Annotated in this window: 21 protein-coding genes; 7 read left to right on the top strand and 14 right to left on the bottom strand. The window is 54.3% G+C overall.

Annotated features, from left to right (window positions below):
* The first annotated feature begins 91 nt into the window (after positions 1–91).
* The 5 genes from potG to rlmC all read left to right on the top strand — a co-directional run bounded on the left by potG (position 92) and on the right by rlmC (position 4762).
* Complete coding sequence (potG, locus tag AC1DUO_RS21105) at positions 92–1225, top strand: putrescine ABC transporter ATP-binding subunit PotG (protein ID WP_013575813.1); 1134 nt, start codon at positions 92–94, stop codon at positions 1223–1225.
* 12 nt (positions 1226–1237) lie between these two features.
* Positions 1238–2191 carry a putrescine ABC transporter permease PotH gene (gene potH / locus AC1DUO_RS21100; RefSeq protein ID WP_013575812.1) on the top strand — a complete coding sequence of 318 codons (954 nt, stop codon included), beginning with the start codon at positions 1238–1240 and terminating at the stop codon, positions 2189–2191.
* On the top strand, positions 2188–3033 hold the full coding sequence (gene potI / locus AC1DUO_RS21095; protein ID WP_013575811.1) for a putrescine ABC transporter permease PotI: 846 nt from the start codon (positions 2188–2190) through the stop codon (positions 3031–3033). Before potH ends, potI begins: the two co-directional genes overlap by 4 nt.
* Positions 3034–3100: 67 nt before the next feature.
* A complete protein-coding gene (locus AC1DUO_RS21090) occupies positions 3101–3547 on the top strand; it encodes a YbjO family protein (RefSeq protein ID WP_013575810.1) in 447 nt (148 codons plus the stop codon).
* Between the two features lie 84 nt (positions 3548–3631).
* Positions 3632–4762: a 23S rRNA (uracil(747)-C(5))-methyltransferase RlmC gene (rlmC, locus tag AC1DUO_RS21085; protein WP_119261721.1), complete on the top strand. Its 1131-nt coding sequence runs from the start codon at positions 3632–3634 to the stop codon at positions 4760–4762.
* Positions 4763–4767: 5 nt separating this feature from the next.
* On the opposite strand, the gene fliR is transcribed toward rlmC, so the two are convergent.
* The 13 genes from fliR to fliF form a co-directional block, all read right to left on the bottom strand.
* Entirely contained in the window at positions 4768–5553 is a 786-nt protein-coding gene (gene fliR, locus AC1DUO_RS21080) for a flagellar biosynthetic protein FliR (protein WP_013575808.1), read from the bottom strand.
* Positions 5554–5556: 3 nt separating this feature from the next.
* Positions 5557–5826 carry a flagellar biosynthesis protein FliQ gene (gene fliQ / locus AC1DUO_RS21075; protein ID WP_013575807.1) on the bottom strand — a complete coding sequence of 90 codons (270 nt, stop codon included), beginning with the start codon at positions 5824–5826 and terminating at the stop codon, positions 5557–5559.
* A 166-nt stretch (positions 5827–5992) separates the two neighbouring features.
* Positions 5993–6775: a flagellar type III secretion system pore protein FliP gene (fliP, locus tag AC1DUO_RS21070; RefSeq protein ID WP_013575806.1), complete on the bottom strand. Its 783-nt coding sequence runs from the start codon at positions 6773–6775 to the stop codon at positions 5993–5995.
* Positions 6772–7209, bottom strand: a complete 438-nt coding sequence (gene fliO, locus AC1DUO_RS21065) for a flagellar biosynthetic protein FliO (protein ID WP_119261720.1) — start codon at positions 7207–7209, stop codon at positions 6772–6774. The genes fliP and fliO overlap by 4 nt, the downstream gene beginning before the upstream one ends.
* Positions 7209–7625: a flagellar motor switch protein FliN gene (gene fliN / locus AC1DUO_RS21060; RefSeq protein ID WP_013575804.1), complete on the bottom strand. Its 417-nt coding sequence runs from the start codon at positions 7623–7625 to the stop codon at positions 7209–7211. The genes fliO and fliN overlap by 1 nt, the downstream gene beginning before the upstream one ends.
* The gene (gene fliM / locus AC1DUO_RS21055; RefSeq protein ID WP_013575803.1) at positions 7618–8640 is read right to left on the bottom strand and encodes a flagellar motor switch protein FliM; all 1023 of its coding nucleotides are present in this window, start codon (positions 8638–8640) and stop codon (positions 7618–7620) included. The genes fliN and fliM overlap by 8 nt, the downstream gene beginning before the upstream one ends.
* Before the next feature lie 7 nt (positions 8641–8647).
* Positions 8648–9148 (bottom strand): flagellar basal body-associated protein FliL, encoded by a 501-nt coding sequence (fliL, locus tag AC1DUO_RS21050; RefSeq protein WP_013575802.1) that lies wholly within the window; start codon positions 9146–9148, stop codon positions 8648–8650.
* A 208-nt stretch (positions 9149–9356) separates the two neighbouring features.
* Positions 9357–10745, bottom strand: coding sequence for a flagellar hook-length control protein FliK (locus AC1DUO_RS21045; RefSeq protein WP_015690045.1), 1389 nt, complete (start codon positions 10743–10745; stop codon positions 9357–9359).
* Positions 10742–11188, bottom strand: coding sequence for a flagellar export protein FliJ (gene fliJ / locus AC1DUO_RS21040; protein ID WP_013575800.1), 447 nt, complete (start codon positions 11186–11188; stop codon positions 10742–10744). Before fliJ ends, AC1DUO_RS21045 begins: the two co-directional genes overlap by 4 nt.
* Before the next feature lie 21 nt (positions 11189–11209).
* Positions 11210–12574: a flagellar protein export ATPase FliI gene (fliI, locus tag AC1DUO_RS21035; RefSeq protein ID WP_013575799.1), complete on the bottom strand. Its 1365-nt coding sequence runs from the start codon at positions 12572–12574 to the stop codon at positions 11210–11212.
* Complete coding sequence (gene fliH, locus AC1DUO_RS21030; RefSeq protein WP_369794788.1) at positions 12574–13227, bottom strand: flagellar assembly protein FliH; 654 nt, start codon at positions 13225–13227, stop codon at positions 12574–12576. The genes fliI and fliH overlap by 1 nt, the downstream gene beginning before the upstream one ends.
* Before the next feature lie 124 nt (positions 13228–13351).
* Positions 13352–14344, bottom strand: a complete 993-nt coding sequence (fliG, locus tag AC1DUO_RS21025; protein ID WP_013575797.1) for a flagellar motor switch protein FliG — start codon at positions 14342–14344, stop codon at positions 13352–13354.
* Positions 14341–16050 (bottom strand): flagellar basal-body MS-ring/collar protein FliF, encoded by a 1710-nt coding sequence (gene fliF / locus AC1DUO_RS21020; RefSeq protein ID WP_013575796.1) that lies wholly within the window; start codon positions 16048–16050, stop codon positions 14341–14343. The genes fliG and fliF overlap by 4 nt, the downstream gene beginning before the upstream one ends.
* Before the next feature lie 282 nt (positions 16051–16332).
* On the opposite strand from fliF, the gene fliE reads away from it, so the two are divergent.
* A complete protein-coding gene (fliE, locus tag AC1DUO_RS21015; protein WP_013575795.1) occupies positions 16333–16647 on the top strand; it encodes a flagellar hook-basal body complex protein FliE in 315 nt (104 codons plus the stop codon).
* A gap of 847 nt (positions 16648–17494) precedes the next feature.
* Here the strand turns inward: fliE and AC1DUO_RS21010 are convergent.
* Positions 17495–17809 carry a hypothetical protein gene (locus tag AC1DUO_RS21010; RefSeq protein ID WP_222940662.1) on the bottom strand — a complete coding sequence of 105 codons (315 nt, stop codon included), beginning with the start codon at positions 17807–17809 and terminating at the stop codon, positions 17495–17497.
* On the opposite strand from AC1DUO_RS21010, the gene AC1DUO_RS21005 reads away from it, so the two are divergent.
* A partial coding sequence (locus AC1DUO_RS21005; RefSeq protein ID WP_477988584.1) for a bestrophin family protein occupies positions 17759–18410 on the top strand: 652 nt, incomplete at its 3' end. The two genes, AC1DUO_RS21010 and AC1DUO_RS21005, sit on opposite strands and share 51 nt — an antisense overlap.

The raw sequence follows: 18410 nt of genomic DNA, 5'->3' as shown, positions 1-18410 counted from the left end.
GCTGTATTTTGGGTATACCGATCAGGCACTTTCCCCCCTGACTGTTATGCTTATTTGAACTGCTTTATTCTGATACCGGAGATTTCTCTGAGTGAACGACGCTATCCCCCGCCCGCAGCCTAAGACCCAGAAAGGTTTCACGCCTTTGCTGGAAATCCGCAATCTGACCAAATCTTTTGATGGCCAGGCCGCCGTCGATGATGTGAGCCTGACCATTTATAAAGGCGAGATTTTCGCACTGCTCGGCGCGTCCGGCTGTGGGAAATCAACCCTGTTGCGTATGCTGGCCGGTTTTGAGCCGCCCACGCAGGGCCAAATCGTACTGGATGGCGTAGATCTTTCGCAGGTGCCGCCGTATCAGCGTCCGATCAATATGATGTTCCAGTCTTACGCCTTGTTCCCGCACATGACCGTTGAGCAAAACATCGCGTTCGGCCTCAAGCAGGACAAACTGCCGTCAGCGGAAATCAAAAGCCGCGTGGCGGAAATGCTGACGCTGGTGCATATGCAGGAATTCGCCAAACGTAAGCCGCACCAGCTTTCCGGCGGTCAGCGTCAGCGTGTGGCATTAGCGCGCAGCCTGGCGAAAAGACCAAAACTGCTGCTGCTCGATGAGCCGATGGGGGCGCTGGATAAAAAGCTGCGCGACCGTATGCAACTGGAAGTGGTGGATATTCTTGAGCGCGTCGGCGCGACCTGTGTGATGGTGACACACGATCAGGAAGAGGCGATGACCATGGCGGGGCGTATCGCCATCATGAACCGCGGTAAATTCGTGCAAATCGGCGAGCCGGAAGAAATTTATGAACACCCGACCAGCCGTTTCAGCGCCGAATTTATCGGCTCCGTGAATATATTTGAAGGTGTGCTGAAAGAGCGTCTGGACGATGCGCTGCTGCTGACCTCGCCGGGGCTGAGGCATCCGCTGAAAGTCGATCCGGATGTGTCTGTGGTTGACGGCGTGCCGGTGTATGTTGCGCTGCGTCCGGAAAAAATCATGTTGTGTGAAGACGTGCCGCAGGATGGCTGCAACTTCGCGGTCGGAGAGGTGGTCAATATCGCCTATCTTGGCGACCTGTCGATTTATCACGTCAGGCTGCACAGCGGGCAGATGATTACGGCGCAGTTGCAGAACGGTCACCGTTTCCGCAAAGGTATGCCAACCTGGGGCGACGAAGTGCGCCTGTGCTGGGAAGCCGACAGCTGTGTCGTGCTGACTGTTTAAAGGGGGATGAAAATGTCTGTAATCTCCGAAACCCCGGCCAGCAAACCTCCGGGCGGATTTAAAGCCTTCACCGGTCGTCTGCAACAGCGGCATGGCCGCAAGCTGGTGATCCTGCTGCCGCTGGTCTGGTTCCTGCTGCTGTTTTTACTGCCATTTCTGATTGTTTTCAAAATCAGTTTTGCTGAAATGGCGCGGGCCATTCCGCCGTATACCGATCTGGTTACCTGGTCAGACGGCATGCTGGATATTGCACTCAACATCGCCAACTACATCGGCCTGACCCAGGATCCGCTGTATATCGATGCGTATTTGCAATCGCTGCAAGTGGCAGCGATTTCCACGCTGCTTTGCCTGCTGATTGGGTATCCGCTGGCGTGGGCGGTGGCACACAGCCGCACCTCGACGCGCAACATCCTGCTGTTGCTGGTGATCCTGCCATCATGGACGTCATTCCTGATCCGCGTTTATGCCTGGATGGGCATTCTTAAAGACAACGGTGTACTGAATAACGTACTGATCTGGCTGCATGTTATCGACCAGCCTCTGGTGATTTTGCACACCAATCTGGCCGTGTATATCGGCATCGTGTATTCGTATCTGCCGTTTATGGTGTTGCCGATTTACACCGCGCTGACCCGCATGGATTACTCACTGGTGGAAGCGGCGCAGGATCTCGGTGCGCGTCCGATGAAAACCTTCTTCAAAGTGATTATGCCGCTGACCAAAGGCGGGATTATTGCCGGTTCGATGCTGGTCTTTATCCCGGCGGTGGGGGAGTACGTGATACCGGAACTGCTCGGCGGGCCGGACAGTAATATGATTGGCCGTGTCCTGTGGCAGGAATTCTTCAATAATCGCGACTGGCCGGTAGCCTCGGCGGTGGCGGTGGTCATGTTGTTGCTGCTGATCATGCCTATCCTGTGGTTCCAGAAATACCAAAACAAAGAGCTGGGAGATAAAGAATGAATCAGTTACCGGTTGTCCGTTCGCCGTGGCGAATTCTTATTCTGGTGCTCGGCTTTACGTTTTTGTACGCCCCGATGCTGATGCTGGTTATTTACTCATTCAACAGCTCGAAGCTGGTAACGGTCTGGGCTGGCTGGTCTACCCGCTGGTATACTCAGCTTTTCCATGATTCGGCGATGATCAACGCCGTCGGCATGAGCCTGTCGATCGCTACCGCTGCTGCCACCATGGCCGTGGTGGTCGGTACACTGGCCGCCGTGGTGATGGTGCGTTTCAGGCGTTTTCGCGGTTCAACCGGTTTTGCGTTTATGCTGACTGCGCCGCTGGTCATGCCTGATGTCATCACCGGTCTGGCGTTACTGCTGCTGTTTGTGGCGATGGGGCACACTTTTGGCTGGCCGGCTGAACGTGGCATGTTCACTATCTGGCTGGCGCACGTGACGTTTTGTAGTGCGTATGTCGCGGTCGTGGTCTCGGCGCGTTTGCGTGAACTGGACCGTTCCATCGAAGAAGCGGCAATGGATTTAGGCGCACCGCCACTGAAAGTGTTCTTTATTATTACGCTGCCGATGATCTTGCCAGCGCTGATTTCGGGCTGGTTGCTGGCGTTTACGCTGTCGCTCGACGATCTGGTGATCGCCAGTTTCGTCGCCGGGCCGGGCGCGACCACGTTACCGATGCTGGTTTTTGCCAGCGTGCGTATGGGTGTCAACCCTGAAATCAACGCACTGGCGACGCTGATCCTGCTGGTGGTGGGCATCATCGGCATGATTGCCTGGTGGTTTATGTCGCGTGCCGAGAAACAACGGCGCAAAGAAATTCAGCGCGCTCAACGTGCTTAAATTTTAAGATAATTTTCAGGGCGGATGTATTCCGCCCTGAACGTAAATGGAGAGCCCAAACGGATTTATGAAACTGGCATTTATCCCTGTTCCCGTCATGATCGGTGCGTCGGCGATTGTCGCGACGCGCTTGCTCGAATTCATATTATTGTTTGATGCTATGGGCTTTTCAGGGCTGATGAGCTTTATTGAAGTCAGTGCCGAGTCCTGGCTGAACTGTTTCATCATGCTGGCCAGTTTGCTGATTGTGTTGACCGAATGCCGTGCCGCGTACGCTATGATGCGTGGCCGCCGCTGGGGGCGCCGGGCATTCATCGGTTGTCAGGTGATCGTGGTCGGTTACATGCTGCTGGCGTCATTTGACTGGTTCGGCCCGCGTATCTTTCGCTTTAACGTCGAAACACAGGGCGAATTTCTCTATGCGCTGCTGATGCAAAAAATTCCCGATATGCTGGTGCTGCTACTGTTGTATGTGCCTGCCAGCAGCCGCAGATACTTTTCCCGTCGCAAATAGCCTCGATGTAAGTGAGTCTTTCCCGCCGCGCAGTGATAAACTGCGCGCCAGTTTTTTACTGCATCTGATGACCGGAAATTTTTCATGCATTGCGCACTTTACACCGCCGGAACCTGCCGTTCCTGCCAGTGGCTCGACAAACCTTATTTACAACAGTTAGCCGACAAGCAGCGGGATCTCAGCGATTTGCTGTCAGATTTGCCGGTGGCTGAATGGTGTGAACCGGTCACCGGCCCGGAAAGTGCGTTTCGTAATAAAGCCAAAATGGTGGTCAGCGGCAGCGTGGAACGCCCTTTACTTGGGATGTTGCACCGCGACGGCACGCCGGTCGATTTGTGTGAGTGCCCGTTGTATCCGACCAGTTTCCCGGCGGTATTTTCAGTTCTCAAAATCTTTATTGCCCGCGCGGGCCTGACCCCTTACAACGTTGCGCGCAAACGCGGCGAGCTGAAATTCCTGTTACTGACTGAAAGCCAGAAAGATGGCGGCATGATGCTGCGCTTTGTGTTGCGTTCAGACGCCAAACTGGCGCAACTGCGTGCGGCACTGCCGTGGTTGCAACAGCAGTTGCCACAGTTGAAAGTGATTTCCGCCAACATACAGCCGGTGCATATGGCGATCCTCGAAGGTGACACTGAAATTCCACTGACGGATGTTCAGCGGCTGGAAGAAGATTTTAACCATGTCCCCCTGTTTATCCGCCCGCAAAGCTTCTTCCAGACCAATCCGGTGGTGGCTGAAAAGCTTTACGCCACGGCGCGTGACTGGGTGAGGGCGCGAGGGGATATCCGAAGTATGTGGGATCTGTTCTGTGGCGTGGGCGGCTTTGGTCTGCATTGTGCAACGCCGCAGATGAAACTGACCGGTATCGAAATCAGCGCGGAAGCCATTGCCTGTGCGAAAGAATCGGCGGTGCGTCTGGGGCTGCAAAACGTTGAGTTTCAGGCGCTCGATTCCACCGGTTTTGCGACCGGCAAAGGCGAGGTGCCGGATCTGGTGCTGGTGAATCCGCCGCGTCGCGGCATCGGCAAAGCGTTGTGCGAATATCTCAGCCACATGGCGCCGGACACGATTCTCTATTCAAGCTGTAACGCCCAAACAATGGCGCAGGATCTGGCGTTACTGCCGGACTATCACATTCTGCGTGTCCGGCTTTTCGACATGTTCCCGCATACCGCGCATTACGAAGTGATGGCGCTGCTGGTGCGGCGTTAAGCCATTCAGTCAGCCGCCAGCTGATTCATGATCAACACAATCTTATCCAGAATTTCACTGAACAGATGCTCGCTGAACGGGGCGAGCATCGGCATCATCAGGCTGATCGCCAGAATCCCAATGCTGAGGGTCAGCGGGAAACCGATGACGAAAACGGAAAGCTGTGGCGTCACGCGGTTTAACAGACCCAGCGCCATGTTGAGCGTCAGCAGCAATGTCACGATTGGCAGAGCCAGCATCATCCCGCCGCTGAATACAATGCTGCCCGCTTTGGCGACGGCCATAAAACCTTCGGCATTCACCGGATTATGGCTGATGGGCAGGGTATGAAAACTGTCGGCCAGCAGGGAAATCAGCCACAGATGCGCGTTGAAACTCAGGAACAACAACACCGCCAGCAGATTTAAAAACTGTGCCAGCAGCGGGGTATTGAGACGGTTGCTTGGATCATAAAACGTCGCAAAGGAAATCCCCATCTGCAAACCCATAATTTCACCGGCCATACGGATGGCGGCAAAGGCCAGTTGCATGGTGATACCCAGCGCGGTGCCAATCATAATCTGCTGCATCGCCAGCCACAGTGCAGGCGTGGAGAAGATCGGCGTGTCCACCGGCGGCAGGGAAGGCGCAATCAGGAAGGTAATCATCATCCCAAGACCGAGTTTCACGCGGTTCGGTACTGACTTTTCACTGGTGATCGGCGCGGTGCTGATCAGCGCCAGAATTCGCAGCAGGGGCCAGAAATACATGCTCAGCCATCCGGCTAACTGGGTGCTGTCGAAGGAAACCATAGATTAACCGATGATGTAAGGCAGGTTGGTAAACAACGTGCGCATGTAATCGAGCAGCAGATTCAGCATCCACGGCCCGGCGATCACGATAGTCGCCACAACGGCCAGAATTTTAGGAATGAAGGACAGCGTTTGTTCGTTGATTTGTGTCGCCGCCTGCAACAGGCTGACGATAAGCCCGGTCACCAGCGCGGCCAGCAACAAAGGCGCAGCAACGGCCAGCGCCACTTTCATTGCCTCGTTACCCAGTGCCATTACCGATTCAGGAGTCATAAGATTCTCGTAAAAGAAGACGGGCGACTCCCTCCCCTGCGAAGGGGAGGGTTGGGGTGGGGTATGAATAGCAGCTCAGAATTTCAAGTTGCCTGTAAAACCCCCTCCCGGCCTCCCCCTTCGCAGGGGGAGGAGCAAAAAACGCCCAACAATTTAGCGTTTTGAATTAACTGTAAAAACTCTGCGCCAGTGATCCGAGCAGCAGTTGCCAGCCATCGACCAGCACGAACAACATCAGCTTGAACGGCAGTGAGATGGTGGCGGGTGGCACCATCATCATCCCCAGCGCCATCAGTACGCTGGCGACCACCAGGTCGATAATCATGAACGGTATGAATACGGTGAAGCCAATCTGGAAAGCGGTTTTCAGTTCGCTGGTGACGTAAGCCGGTAACAAAATACGCATCGGCACGGCTTCCGGGCCTGCAAGAGGCGGGATGTTGGCCAGACGCGCATACAAAGCCAGATCGCTTTCACGGGTCTGGCGCAGCATAAACTGGCGTAACGGCTGAGCGCCTTTGTCCATTGCTTCCTGCATGGTGATCTTGTTTTCGCTGAAGGGCTGATAAGCATCGCTGTAAATTTTGTCGAATACCGGTGCCATCACGAAGAAGGTCAGAAACAGGCCAAGGCCGAGCAGCACCTGGTTTGGCGGCGCGGAAGGTGTACCCAGTGCATTTCGCAGTAAACCCAGCACGATAATGATGCGGGTAAAACTGGTACACATCAGCAGCATCGCAGGTAACAGGGTCAGTGTGGTGATAAACACCAGCGTCTGGATCGGCAGCGACCAGTTTTGTGTCCCGTTAGACATCTGCTGGCTGATGATCCCCGGTAACTGTGCAAAAGCTGCCGGGCTGGCAAGCAATAGCAGCGGCAGACACAGGTGAGTGACCAGGCGAACAGGGCGCTGACGGGCAGCGGTAAGGGCGGATTTCAACAAGGTCATGCCTGCTTTCCCGGACGTTTCAACATTTTCTGCATCAGCTGACGGAAATCAGCGGGTGGGTGATTGGGATTGCCTGAGTCTGGCGTCTGTTCAACCGGAGGCGCGCTCAGCGTATGCAGTGGGGTGATGTTTTGCGCCGTCACGCCCAGCACCAGCCAGGTATTGTCGACCTCTACGATCACTACTTTTTCACTGCGACCGACCTGTACACTGGCGGTCACTTTCAGCAGTTTGTTATTTTTAGACTGTGGCGCGAAACCTGCACGCTTAACCACCCAGCCGATAAACAGGATCAGTAGCAGGATGCCGCCGAGTACAGTACTGACTTGTGTCAGCACCGAACTGGCAGGCATCGCCTGAGGTGATGCCTGGGTGGTGGCGTGATTGACCGGGCCGGAAATGTACGGAGAATCCGTCACGGCATTCTGGCTCATCAGCGGCTCAGGCGACGCATACGTTCGGACGGGGTGATGATGTCAGTGATACGCACGCCGTATTTATCGGCGACCACCACTACTTCACCCTGAGCAATCAGATAACCGTTGATCAGGATATCCAGCGGTTCACCGGCCAGACCGTCGAGCGACACCACGGAACCCTGCGACAGACGCAGCAGTTCTTTGATGGTCATTTTGGTGCGACCTAATTCCACGGTCAGTTTCACCGGAATATCGAGGATCATGTCGATATCTTGCAAACTGCCTGTTCCGTCCTGGGCACCCAGCGCGGCGAAAACACCGTCAGTTGACGCTTTCGCGCCGCCCGCAGACTGTTGTTCGTTAAACGCATCAGCCCATAAATCGTCAACGTTATCCGATCCGGCGTCAGACGGTTTATTGGTGTCACTCATGGGGCTGTTCCTCATCTAGAGAATTTAAAATTGGGTTGATCAAATGTTCAACGCGCAGGGCGTATTGTTCGTTTAAGGTGCCATATTGGCTGGTCAGCACAGGCACGCCATCGACGTGAGCGATCAGGCGGTCCGGCTTCTCAATCGGCAGTACATCGCCCGGTTTCAGTTTCAGGATCTGCGACAGGCGCAGCGGGATTTCGACGAAATTCGCCACCAGTTCGAGCTCAGACTGCTGAACCTGATGCACCAGGTTTTCACGCCACTGACTTTCTTCATTACGTGAGTTTTCGACCGGCGGATTGGTCAGTAACTCGCGTAAAGGTTCGATCATGCTGAACGGAATACAGATGTTGAAATCACCGCTCAGCGCACCGATTTCCACATGGAACGGCGTGGTCACCACGATGTCGTTCGGGGAAGAGGTGATGTTAGTGAATTTGATCTGCAATTCGGCACGCACATATTCAACGCTCAGCTTGTAAACGCCGCTCCAGGCATCTTCGTAGGCATCCAGTGCCAGCCTGAGCATGCGCTTAATCACGCGCTGTTCGGTGTGGGTAAATTCGCGGCCCTCCACTTTGGTCGGGAAACGACCATCGCCCCCGAACAGGTTATCCACTGCGATAAACACCAGGCTCGGTGCGAACACAAACAGCGCCGTGCCGCGCAGAGGTTTCAGGTGGATAAGGTTCAGGTTGGTGGGCACCGGTAAGTTGCGTGCGAAATCGTGGTAGGGCTGGATTTTGATCGCCCCTACGGTGATGTCCGGGCTACGGCGCAAGAGGTTGAACAGCCCCATACGGAAATGACGGGCAAAACGCTCGTTAATGATTTCCAGAGCCTGCAACCGCTCACGCACAACGCGACGCTGCGTCGTAGGGTCAAAAGGTTTTACACCGTCATCAGACGCGGCAGTCTTTGCTGCAGCCGCAGTGTTGCTTGCATTATCACTGTCACTGTCACCATTGAGCAGCGCGTCGATCTCGGCCTGTGAAAGTATGCTGTCGCCCATAATTTGTTTATCGCAGTATGAAAGCAGTGAAAAGCACGTCGTTGATCACCTGAGGAGGCTGACCTTTGACCAGTGGCGCGTCCAGAACCTGTTTGATGTCCTGAACCAGCTGTTGTTTACCCGCTTCGCTGGCTAACTCCGTCGACTTCTGACGGGAGAGCAGCAACAGCAGGCGGCTGCGAACTTCAGGCAGGTATTCATTAAGCGTAGCGCGATTTTTTTCGTCCGGCAGACGCAGGGTCAGCCCGACATACAGCACGCGGTCAGGATCGTTATCCGCCGTTTGCAGGTTAACGGTGAAGGTATCCAGTGCCAGGAAAATCGGTGCCGCAGGCGGTTCGTTCTTTTTCACTTCAGTCGTCTGTGTTCCATTTCCGGATTGTTGCTTGTGCAACATCCACCAGGCGTAACCGGCCGCACCACAGGCTCCGATGGCAATCAGTAACAGCAGAATCATCATTAACGGCCGCTTTTTTTTACGCGACGCCGAGAGAGCAGAGTCAGACATGGATGAGGCGATTTCCTGTAAGTATGAGCCGTCTGGCGCGAGAAGCACCACACTGCTGAGTCAATTCTGAAAACGATTATCCCGCTTATCCCGTTGTTCAATAGTCAGAATAGGCGGGGTAAATAAGGTCAGCTCTGCCGTTTGAATTAAGGACGAACTGACCGTCAGCAATTATCTGAAACAATTCTGCGAACTTTTACGCAAATTCCTACGCAAAAATGTCCACGCTGTTGTTGCCGCTGACTCGTGAAGCGAGGGAGGCCGGAACCGGCAAGGCATCGCTGGCAGAGGGAGTGCTGCCGGAGCTGAACGCCGCCCAACTGGCGGCATTACCTTGCTGCGAACCGGACTGACTTTGCTGCTGGGCTTGCTGCCACTGCGAACTGTCACTGCCGACGCTGCTCTGACCCAGGCTGATGCCGTTGTCTGCCAGCGCGGTTTTAAGCTCCGGCATGGCGGCTTCAATTGCCGAGCGCACGCCGCTGTGACCGGACACAAAGTGGAGCTGTGCCTGATTGTTTTCAATCTTCATGCTGATCTGGATAGAGCCCAGATCAGCCGGATGCAGACGAAGTTCCGCGGTCTGTTGCCCCTGACGGTTGAACATCATCACCTGCTGACCCAGCTGTTGCTGCCATTCCGGTGTACCGAGCTGTGCATTAAGCAGCGGCGTTGTTGGCGCGGTCACGGCGCTGGTCATGGTTGGCGTGCTGGAAACCGGCGCGGAAGAGACAGCAACGGCGGCGGTGTTGAGCTGATTCAGTGCCTGCGTGCCGTTATCGGCAGCGCGGCTGTCATTTTGCTGCAGAGCCGCGGCATTGCCGGCTGCTGCGCTCATTGACGCCAGCGCGCTGCTAAAATCAGGTGTGTTGCTGGTGGCCGCTTTACTGCTGGCGGCATGTTGTGCGGAGCCCGACGCGGTATTGCCTGAGGCGGCTGCCGCTGCTTTCGGATCGGTGTCCGTTACTGCGGCGGTTTTGCCATCAGCCGTCAGTAAGGAAGAGGCGGTCAGACCGGCGAGCAGTGAACTCTGCTTATCGGTTGTGGTGGGTTCGCTGCTGACGGTTTGCGTGGCGACGGTGGTGGCGGTTTGAATCTGCTGAGCCGGTTGCTGCTGCGCCGCAAGTTGCGCGAGCAATGACTGAACAGAAAGGTCAGCACCGGCGTCAGTGCTGTCTTTATCTTTATCGCTCAGGGCGGCATCTTTGACCGGGACGGAGCCCGTGCCTTTCAGATTGCCGGTCGGCAATATCTGAATCGCGGCGATCATTTTGCTCAGATCACTTTCATCCAGCATCAGGCTGCCGTCTTCTTCACCAGAAGTCACTGCCTGCGTCAGGGTTGTTTTATCGACGACCACCCCTTTGGCAGAGATTTGCTGGCCGAGTTTGGCTAACGTACTGGTGATTTTCGGATCCACTTTTTCGCCGAGCTGGGCTTCAAGCTGGCTGGCGAAATCCGCCGGGCTGGTAGCGCCCGGCTCGGTGATCGCACTGACGTCCGTTGCCGGTGACGTACTGACAGAGGCACTGCCGGTCGCCGCGCTCGCGGTGGTCTTCGCCGTGGTAACGGCTGCAGGCAAAATATTCAGATTCATGGTTGTTTCTTCCTGTGTGCGCTGCGCTGGGCGAACTCATCGTTCTGCTTTTGATCAATCTTATTTTCCAGAGAACGTTGCTGCTCACTGGCGCGGGTTTGCAACGTCTGGTACGCATTGAGCCGTTGCTGCTTGTCCTGCCACTGGTTAACCGCCATATTCAGCCGCTGATCCCATTGTTGTAGCTGTTTGCGGTGCTGCTCAATCGCCACTTCCAGTGTGCCGATAAACTGTTGGTAGTTTTGCCAGGTATTCGCGGCAATCCCGTCGGTCATGGTGGAATTGAGTTTTTCCCGGTATTCACGCTGATAATTGAGCAGCATGGTGAGCTGCTCGTCAGCCTGACGTTGCGATTGTCGGATTTGGCCCAAATGACTGGTCGCCTGATCCAGCGCTTTTTGCGCCAGCGAGCAAAGTGTGATTAACGGCGATGAACTTTCCATTTATGCCTCGCTTATCTTGGTTTAGCCCGGGAACAACATGTTCAGTTCCAGACAGGCGTCTTCATATGTGCTGCGTTCCATGATGTCCTGTTGCAGGAAGTTCTCCATCTGCGGATACAGCTTGATAGCGCGATCGAGCATCGGATCGCTGCCTGCGGCGTATGCACCGACGCTGATCAGGTCACGGTTGCGCTGGTAGCTGGACAACAATTGTTTGAAATTACGAACGCGCCCGTACTGGGCGTCGTCAATAAGCGAGGTCATGGCACGGCTGATCGACGCTTCAATATCGATTGCCGGATAATGGCCGGATTCCGCCAGACGGCGCGACAGCACCACATGGCCGTCAAGTATGGCGCGGGCGGAGTCAGCAATCGGATCCTGCTGGTCATCCCCTTCGGTCAGTACGGTATAAAACGCGGTAATCGAGCCGCCGCCGCTGATGCCGTTACCTGCGCGTTCAACCAGCGCAGGCAGTTTTGCAAACACGGAAGGTGGGTAGCCTTTGGTGGCCGGTGGTTCGCCGATCGCCAGGGCGATTTCACGCTGCGCCATGGCATAACGGGTCAGGGAATCCATAATCAGCAATACGTGCTGACCGCGGTCGCGGAAGTCTTCGGCGATACGCGTGGCGTAAGCGGCACCCTGCATACGCAAAAGAGGAGAGACGTCAGCCGGTGCTGCGATAACCACAGAACGGGCACGACCTTCGTCGCCCAAAATGTTCTCAATAAAGTCTTTGACTTCACGGCCACGTTCACCAATCAGTCCGACCACGATCACGTCGGCTTTGGTGTAGCGCGCCATCATGCCGAGCAGGACGGATTTCCCGACACCTGAACCGGCGAAAAGCCCCATACGCTGTCCGCGACCCACGGTCAGCAGGGCGTTAATGGCGCGGACGCCGACATCCAGCACATCGGTGATCGGGGTACGTTGCAGCGGGTTAAACGGCGGCGTGATAAGCGCCGCGCGATAGCCGGTGTCCGGCGGCGGTAATCCATCCAGTGGCTTGGCGCTGCCATCTAACACACGGCCGAGCAATTGCGTACCGAGCGGCAGTTGTTTACCTGCGGTCTGGCCGTCGGCGGCAATACGGGCATACACCCGTGCGCCCGGCAAAATACCTTCCACTTCTTCCAGTGGCATCAGGAACAGGCTCTGACCGTTGAAGCCGACCACTTCGCTTTCGACTTCCTGCACGACCGGCCCGTCATGGCGCTCAATCAGGCAGGTCGCACCCAGCGGTAACTGCAAACCGGTGGCTTCCAGTACCAGACCTGTTGCCCGCGTCAGACGGCCATAACGACGGACTGACGGCGTGCGCGCCATGCGTTTTTCTGCGTCATCCAGCGTTTTCAGCAAACGGCTCAGTCGGGCGGTCATCAGAGATCTCCCGGTGCGGCGAGACGGCACAGTTCATGCCAGCGGGTGGCCAGCGAAGCGTCCATATCGCCATCTTCGGCACTGACTTTACAGCCGCCGCTGTGGATCTGGCTGTCGGCCAGCAGTCGCCAGCCGTTCATGCTCAGGCTGGCTCCCAGTTGCAGTTCCACACGCTCGAAATCTGCCGGGTTAACGCGCAGTTGCGGTTTGCCCTTGAACATCGGTTCCTGCTGGATAAGTTGTTGGATCTGATTAAGCAGGGCGGAACCGTCACAAATCGGCGCCTGACCAATAATCTGTTTGGCGGCAGTCAGCGCCATTTGCATCAGACGGGAAGCAATGACGCTGTCCAGCGCATCCAGTGTTTGCTGGAAGTCAGAAACCATATGCTGCCAGTGTTCAGTCAGAACCGCCTGCTGTTGCTGACCTTCCTGCAAACCCTGCTGCTGCCCGGCTTCCAGACCTTGCTGGAAACCGGCGGCGTAACCTTGTTTCTGTCCGGCTTCGAGACCCTGCTGGAAACCCTGTTGTTCGGCGTGACGCTGAAGATTGAGCAATTCATTCTGGTCTACCTGAACTTTTGGCAGACCGTCGTCTTGCTCTGGCTCACTGCCGGCCAGCAAAGGTTCATCGGGCGTGGTAAAGACGGGCATTCTGAGGTCGCCCGGTCTCCACCGCTGCCATGGCAAAGCATTGATGCGCTCAGCATGACGTTCTTCCGCCGTTTTCTTTTCCGGTGCCGGTTTGTCAGACTCTGGTGAGTCAGTATTAGGAGCATCAGACATAAGAATCCTCGCCGCCGCCAACCATCATTTCGCCGGACTCTGCCAGGCGGCGAACCGTCTGCAGAATTGCTTTTTGTTCGTTCTCGACCAGAGACATACGCATCGGTCCGCGGTTTGCCAGATCGTCGCGCAGGATATCTGCCGCACGTTGTGACATGTTGCGCAGGAATTTGTCGCGCAATGGCTGTTCCGCCCCTTTCAGTGCAACCAGTAACGATTCGCCTTCGACTTCCTGCAACAGGCGCTGGATACTGCGGTCGTCCACATCCACCAGGTTTTCGAACAGGAACATCTCGTCGATAATTTTCTGCGCCAGTTCGCCGTCGTAACCGCGAACGGCTTCGATAACCGCCTCTTCCTGCTGAGTTTTCATCAGGTTGATAATTTCTGCCGCAGTACGAACACCGCCCATCTTCGAACGTTTGAGGTTCTGGCCGTCGAGCAGGTTGTTCAGCACTTCGGTCAGTTCTGCCAGCGCCGCTGGCTGGACACCGCCGAAGGTCGCGATACGCAGCATGACGTCGTTGCGCAAACGCTCGTCGAACAGCGCCAGAATATCGGCAGCCTGACCACGTTTGAGGTGAACGAGGATGGTGGCGATAATCTGCGGATGTTCGTCGCGGATAAGATCGGCTGCCATCAGCGGTTCCATGAAGTTCAGTGTTTCCATGCCGCTGGTGGTTTCGCGCGATTCCAGAATATCTTCCAGCAGGCTTGACGCACGCTCCTCGCCCAGCGCTTTGGTCAGTACCGCACGCAGATATTCGCTGGTATTGACGCTCAGTGCGGCGTACTGCTCGGATTCGTCCTCGAACTCGTTCAGCACTTCCGCCAGTTGCTTGTTAGAAATTTGATGGATATTCGCCATCGCGCCACTGATTTGCTGCACTTCGCGAGGGGAGAGGTGTTTGAACACCTCCACCGCGCGGTCTTCACCCAGCGTGATCATCAAAATGGCGCTTTTTTCGGTTCCGGTCATAGTCATGGTTGTTCGGTACTCATCCATTGGCGGATAACCAGGGCGACGATACGAGGATCCTTATCGGCCAGCTCCTGCACACGTTGGGTCTGAACTTCAACACTGACACGCTGTTGTGAACGTTTACGTTTTTCCAGCTCGTCATTGCTGAGTTTGACCGGTTTACTGCCTTCAGGCTGTGGCATGGTGGCGGCAAGCGCGGCTGCGGCTGCGGCATCTTTCTCTGCCTGCTGTTTGCGCAGCATCGGACGAACCATCTTGCGCCACAACAGCCAGGCCACAATCAGCACCAGTAACCAGCGACCTGCATTGAGTAACTGATCGAAGAACGCCTGTTGTTTCCAGAACGGCAGCTCGCCGGAATCGTCAGCCGCTTCGTTGAACGGTGTATTCACCACGTTCAGCGTATCGCCACGTTCCTGAGAGAAGCCCATCGCTTCGCGTACCAGATCATCAATTTTCTTCAACTGATCGTCAGTCAGCGGCTTCGCTTTGCCATCTGGCCCGACCTGGTAGTTAACGACAACCGCCGCAGACAGACGCTGCACGGCACCGGCGCTGTGCTGGGTATGCGTGATGGTGCGGTCAACTTCATAGTTGGTGGTTTCATCACGACGACGGTTAGACGGCACATTGGCATTCGCGGTGGTGGCTGCATTTTGCGCATTATTGCCGGTCTGATTTTGTGTGCCATTTGCATTGTTTGCCGCTGGCGGGTTCGTCACCGGTGCCGTCGCTGCCGGAGCAGGCTGGTTGCTCAGTGCACCCGGCACGCCGCCGACCGATGACGCGCCAATCTGGTCGCTGGTGCTTAACTGACGTGACCGCACAGCCGCTTTATCGGCTGAACCATTTGGCTGATAGTTTTCATCTGTCTGTTCACGGCTGGCGTAATCAATCTGCGCGGTGATTTGCGCATGCACGTTACCGTTGCCGACCACCGGTTGCAGAATGGACTCGATACGACGTTGCAGACGGCCTTCCACTTCATTGGCATATTTCAGCTGGGAAGCATTCAGGTCACGCCCGTTGTTATCAGATTGCGTCAGCAGATGACCGCTCTGATCCACCACGGTAACGTTCGCAGGCGGTAAGCCGGAAACACTGCTCGACACCATATAAACGATGGCATTGATCTGGCCGTCATCCAGCGCACGCCCCGGCTGTAAATTCAGGGTCACAGAGGCGGAAGGATTTTTTTGTTCGCGGACAAATAAGGAAGGCTTAGGAATGGCTAAATGGACACGGGCGCTGCTGACCGGGCCCAGCGTTTCGATGGTACGTGAGAGTTCACCTTCCAGCGCACGCTGATAGTTGATCTGCTCGCTAAACTGGCTGATGCCGAATTTTTCCTGATCCATTAATTCAAAACCAACCGCGCCGCCTTTAGGTAAACCGGCAGCCGCCAGTTTCAGACGCGTTTCATACACTTTGTCGGCAGGGATCAGCAACGCACCGCCGTTATCAGAAAACTGATAAGGAATGTTCATTTGGGTCAGCTGAGTGACGATGGCGCCGCCATCCTGGTCACCGAGATTACTGAAGAGCACCTTATAAGTAGGCTGCTTAGCCCACAGCATCATGACAACAACAATAGCCACGGCTGCCGCAGCAGCGATGGCGATAGGAACTTTTGGGTTGGCGCGCAGGCGATTAAGCAACGCAGTAAAACCGCTTGGAGGGGTTTCTGCGCCGGCTATTGCGGAACTCATACAAGATCCCTATTTAGCTGTTGAATGGTGGTGTTCATGTTGTCTCTTAACAAAACAGACTCCCAAGTGCGCAATCGTTGAAGCGTGACATTTTTCAGTCCTCCATACAGGCAGGCCTATTTTCTAGGTGAGCCATTATTTGCCGCTTAACGCAAAGTTAATGGCCCGATAAGCCATGGTTTTTAGGTTCAATTACCGCGTTTAGGAAAAAACTGATGTGATAGGGTGTCATTCCATGAAAGAAGCCATTTGTTCACCGACACCCCGATAACCGGAGAAAGCATGTCAATTCAAGGCATTGAGAGCGTTTTACAGCAGATGCAGGCCACGGCTATCCAGGCCGGTGCCGCACCAAAGACCGATACCGCATCAGAGGCCGGTTTTGCCAGCGAATTAAAAGCGGCATTAGGTAAGATCAGCGAGACCCAGAACAACGCAAAACTGGAATCTGAAAAGCTGGAGATGGGTGTTCCCGGTGTCAGTCTGAACGACGTGATGGTCGATCTGCAAAAATCCTCGATTTCATTGCAGCTTGGGGTCCAGGTAAGAAATAAACTGGTAGCAGCGTATCAGGATGTGATGAACATGTCGGTGTAGGGGAGAATCTGGCGGATAAAGCGAGTGCAGGGGGTGAGCAAAAAGTTTGCCCTGTTATCACCTCCATTGAACACAATGAAAATATTATTTTCTAACTGATTAATTTGTATTAATAACTGCTAATTATTTCTTCTTCCTATTTCACTTAATAAATAACATCAGAAACACATCCGTTTTTTACGTTTAAGGCGTACTTTTACCGTTGTTATTCGCATGATGGCTTTTAATTAGCTTGTTAATCATCATGCGAGTTATTTCACCCGAATTTTTACAATCTGACACCATTGTTTTTAATTTGTATTAAGTTTGGTGTTCGGATATTTATTGTCCGGTAATTCTTATGAAGCCTGTAGATCCATGCGCAGGCAGGGGAAAATGATTAATAATCATTATCAGCATCCTTCGCGGCTGACCGGAGTATCAGCCAGATCAACAACCCGATGACCGCCAGAACGATGAGTACAATAAAAAGAATTTTCATCAGTACACCATGCTTAAATTTTCCGCCATGCTCTCTCAGATTGACATAAATTGACAATCTATTTCGGCGTGAAGTAAGCGTAATTATTGCTTCAAAACGTTACGTTATAAAAAGTTTAATTTAAGAGATGAAAAAGACAATGAAATTAACACCGCCATGATTGAAAATGACCGGACGGGATGCCGCCCGGCGGGGTTGTGAATCATTCAATAATCGTTTCGGATGTCATTTATTGATGAGCTGATAAAGAACCATGCGGCAATACCTGTGATCATCGCAATACTTAACATTATGTTCATGTTTTCAGCCTCCAGTYTTTCATGCCAGTAGGGGAGCTTCATCTTTCCGGAGTATCTGATCGAATTGTTACAGTAAGTCAGTTATGGGGGGAATTCTGGCCACTTTATTTACTTTCCTCCTGTTACTATTATCGACCTTAACGGGCAGTAACTTGAGGCTGCAGAGTGAATAAATCAGCGTTGTGAATGGGATAACCGGCGAGTTGTAACGCAGAACTGTAAGTTTCAGAAAAAATGTTACCGGTGTCACAAAATTGTCCTTTGCATGGGCAGGTTTATTTGCCAGAATCGCAAAAAAAAACGCTTCACCTGCATAAAGCACCTGCACAAAATGATAATCCGTCCCCCTCGTCACTGGTTCTTGCGTTTGTTCGCCTGGCATGGTTCTGTCCTGCCCAGTATTCTGTTCCGTCTGAGTCTCAATTTACTGATGTCACTTGCCGCCATTCTCACTCTTCCCTGGTATGAGACCCTTGGCGTGAAACTCACACTCGCGCCTTTCAGCCTGCTCGGTGTCTCTATTGCGATCTTCCTCGGCTTTCGTAACAGCGTTGCGTACGCACGTTATATTGAGGCGCGGCAATTATGGGGTGGTTTGCTGATTGCCTGCCGGACATTACAAAGTCAGGTGATGGCTGTGTGTCCGGGAGAGGCGCAGCGCGTGACTGCGTTGCTGCTGGCGTTCTGTTTCAGCCTCAAGCACCAGTTGCGTCACAGTGATCCGCGTCCGGATCTTCAGCGTTTGCTGGGTGACGATGCGGAAGATATTCTGTCGCGCCGTGCGCCGACAAATATGGTTCAGCTGCGGTTGTCACAATGGCTGGCTGAACGACGCCGCAGCGGTGAACTGTCGGATATTGTCTATACCCATATGGATTCCACGCTGTTACAGCTTTCACAAGTGGTCGGTGGGTGTGAACGCATCGTTAGCATGCCGATTCCGTTTGCGTACGGTCTGTTGCTGCACAGGACGGTATATCTGT

The organism is Rahnella sp. P4_A8 (assembly GCF_056402435.1).
The sequence above is the reverse complement of the archived record's forward strand: the minus strand, read 5'-3'. Positions and strand labels throughout refer to the sequence as shown.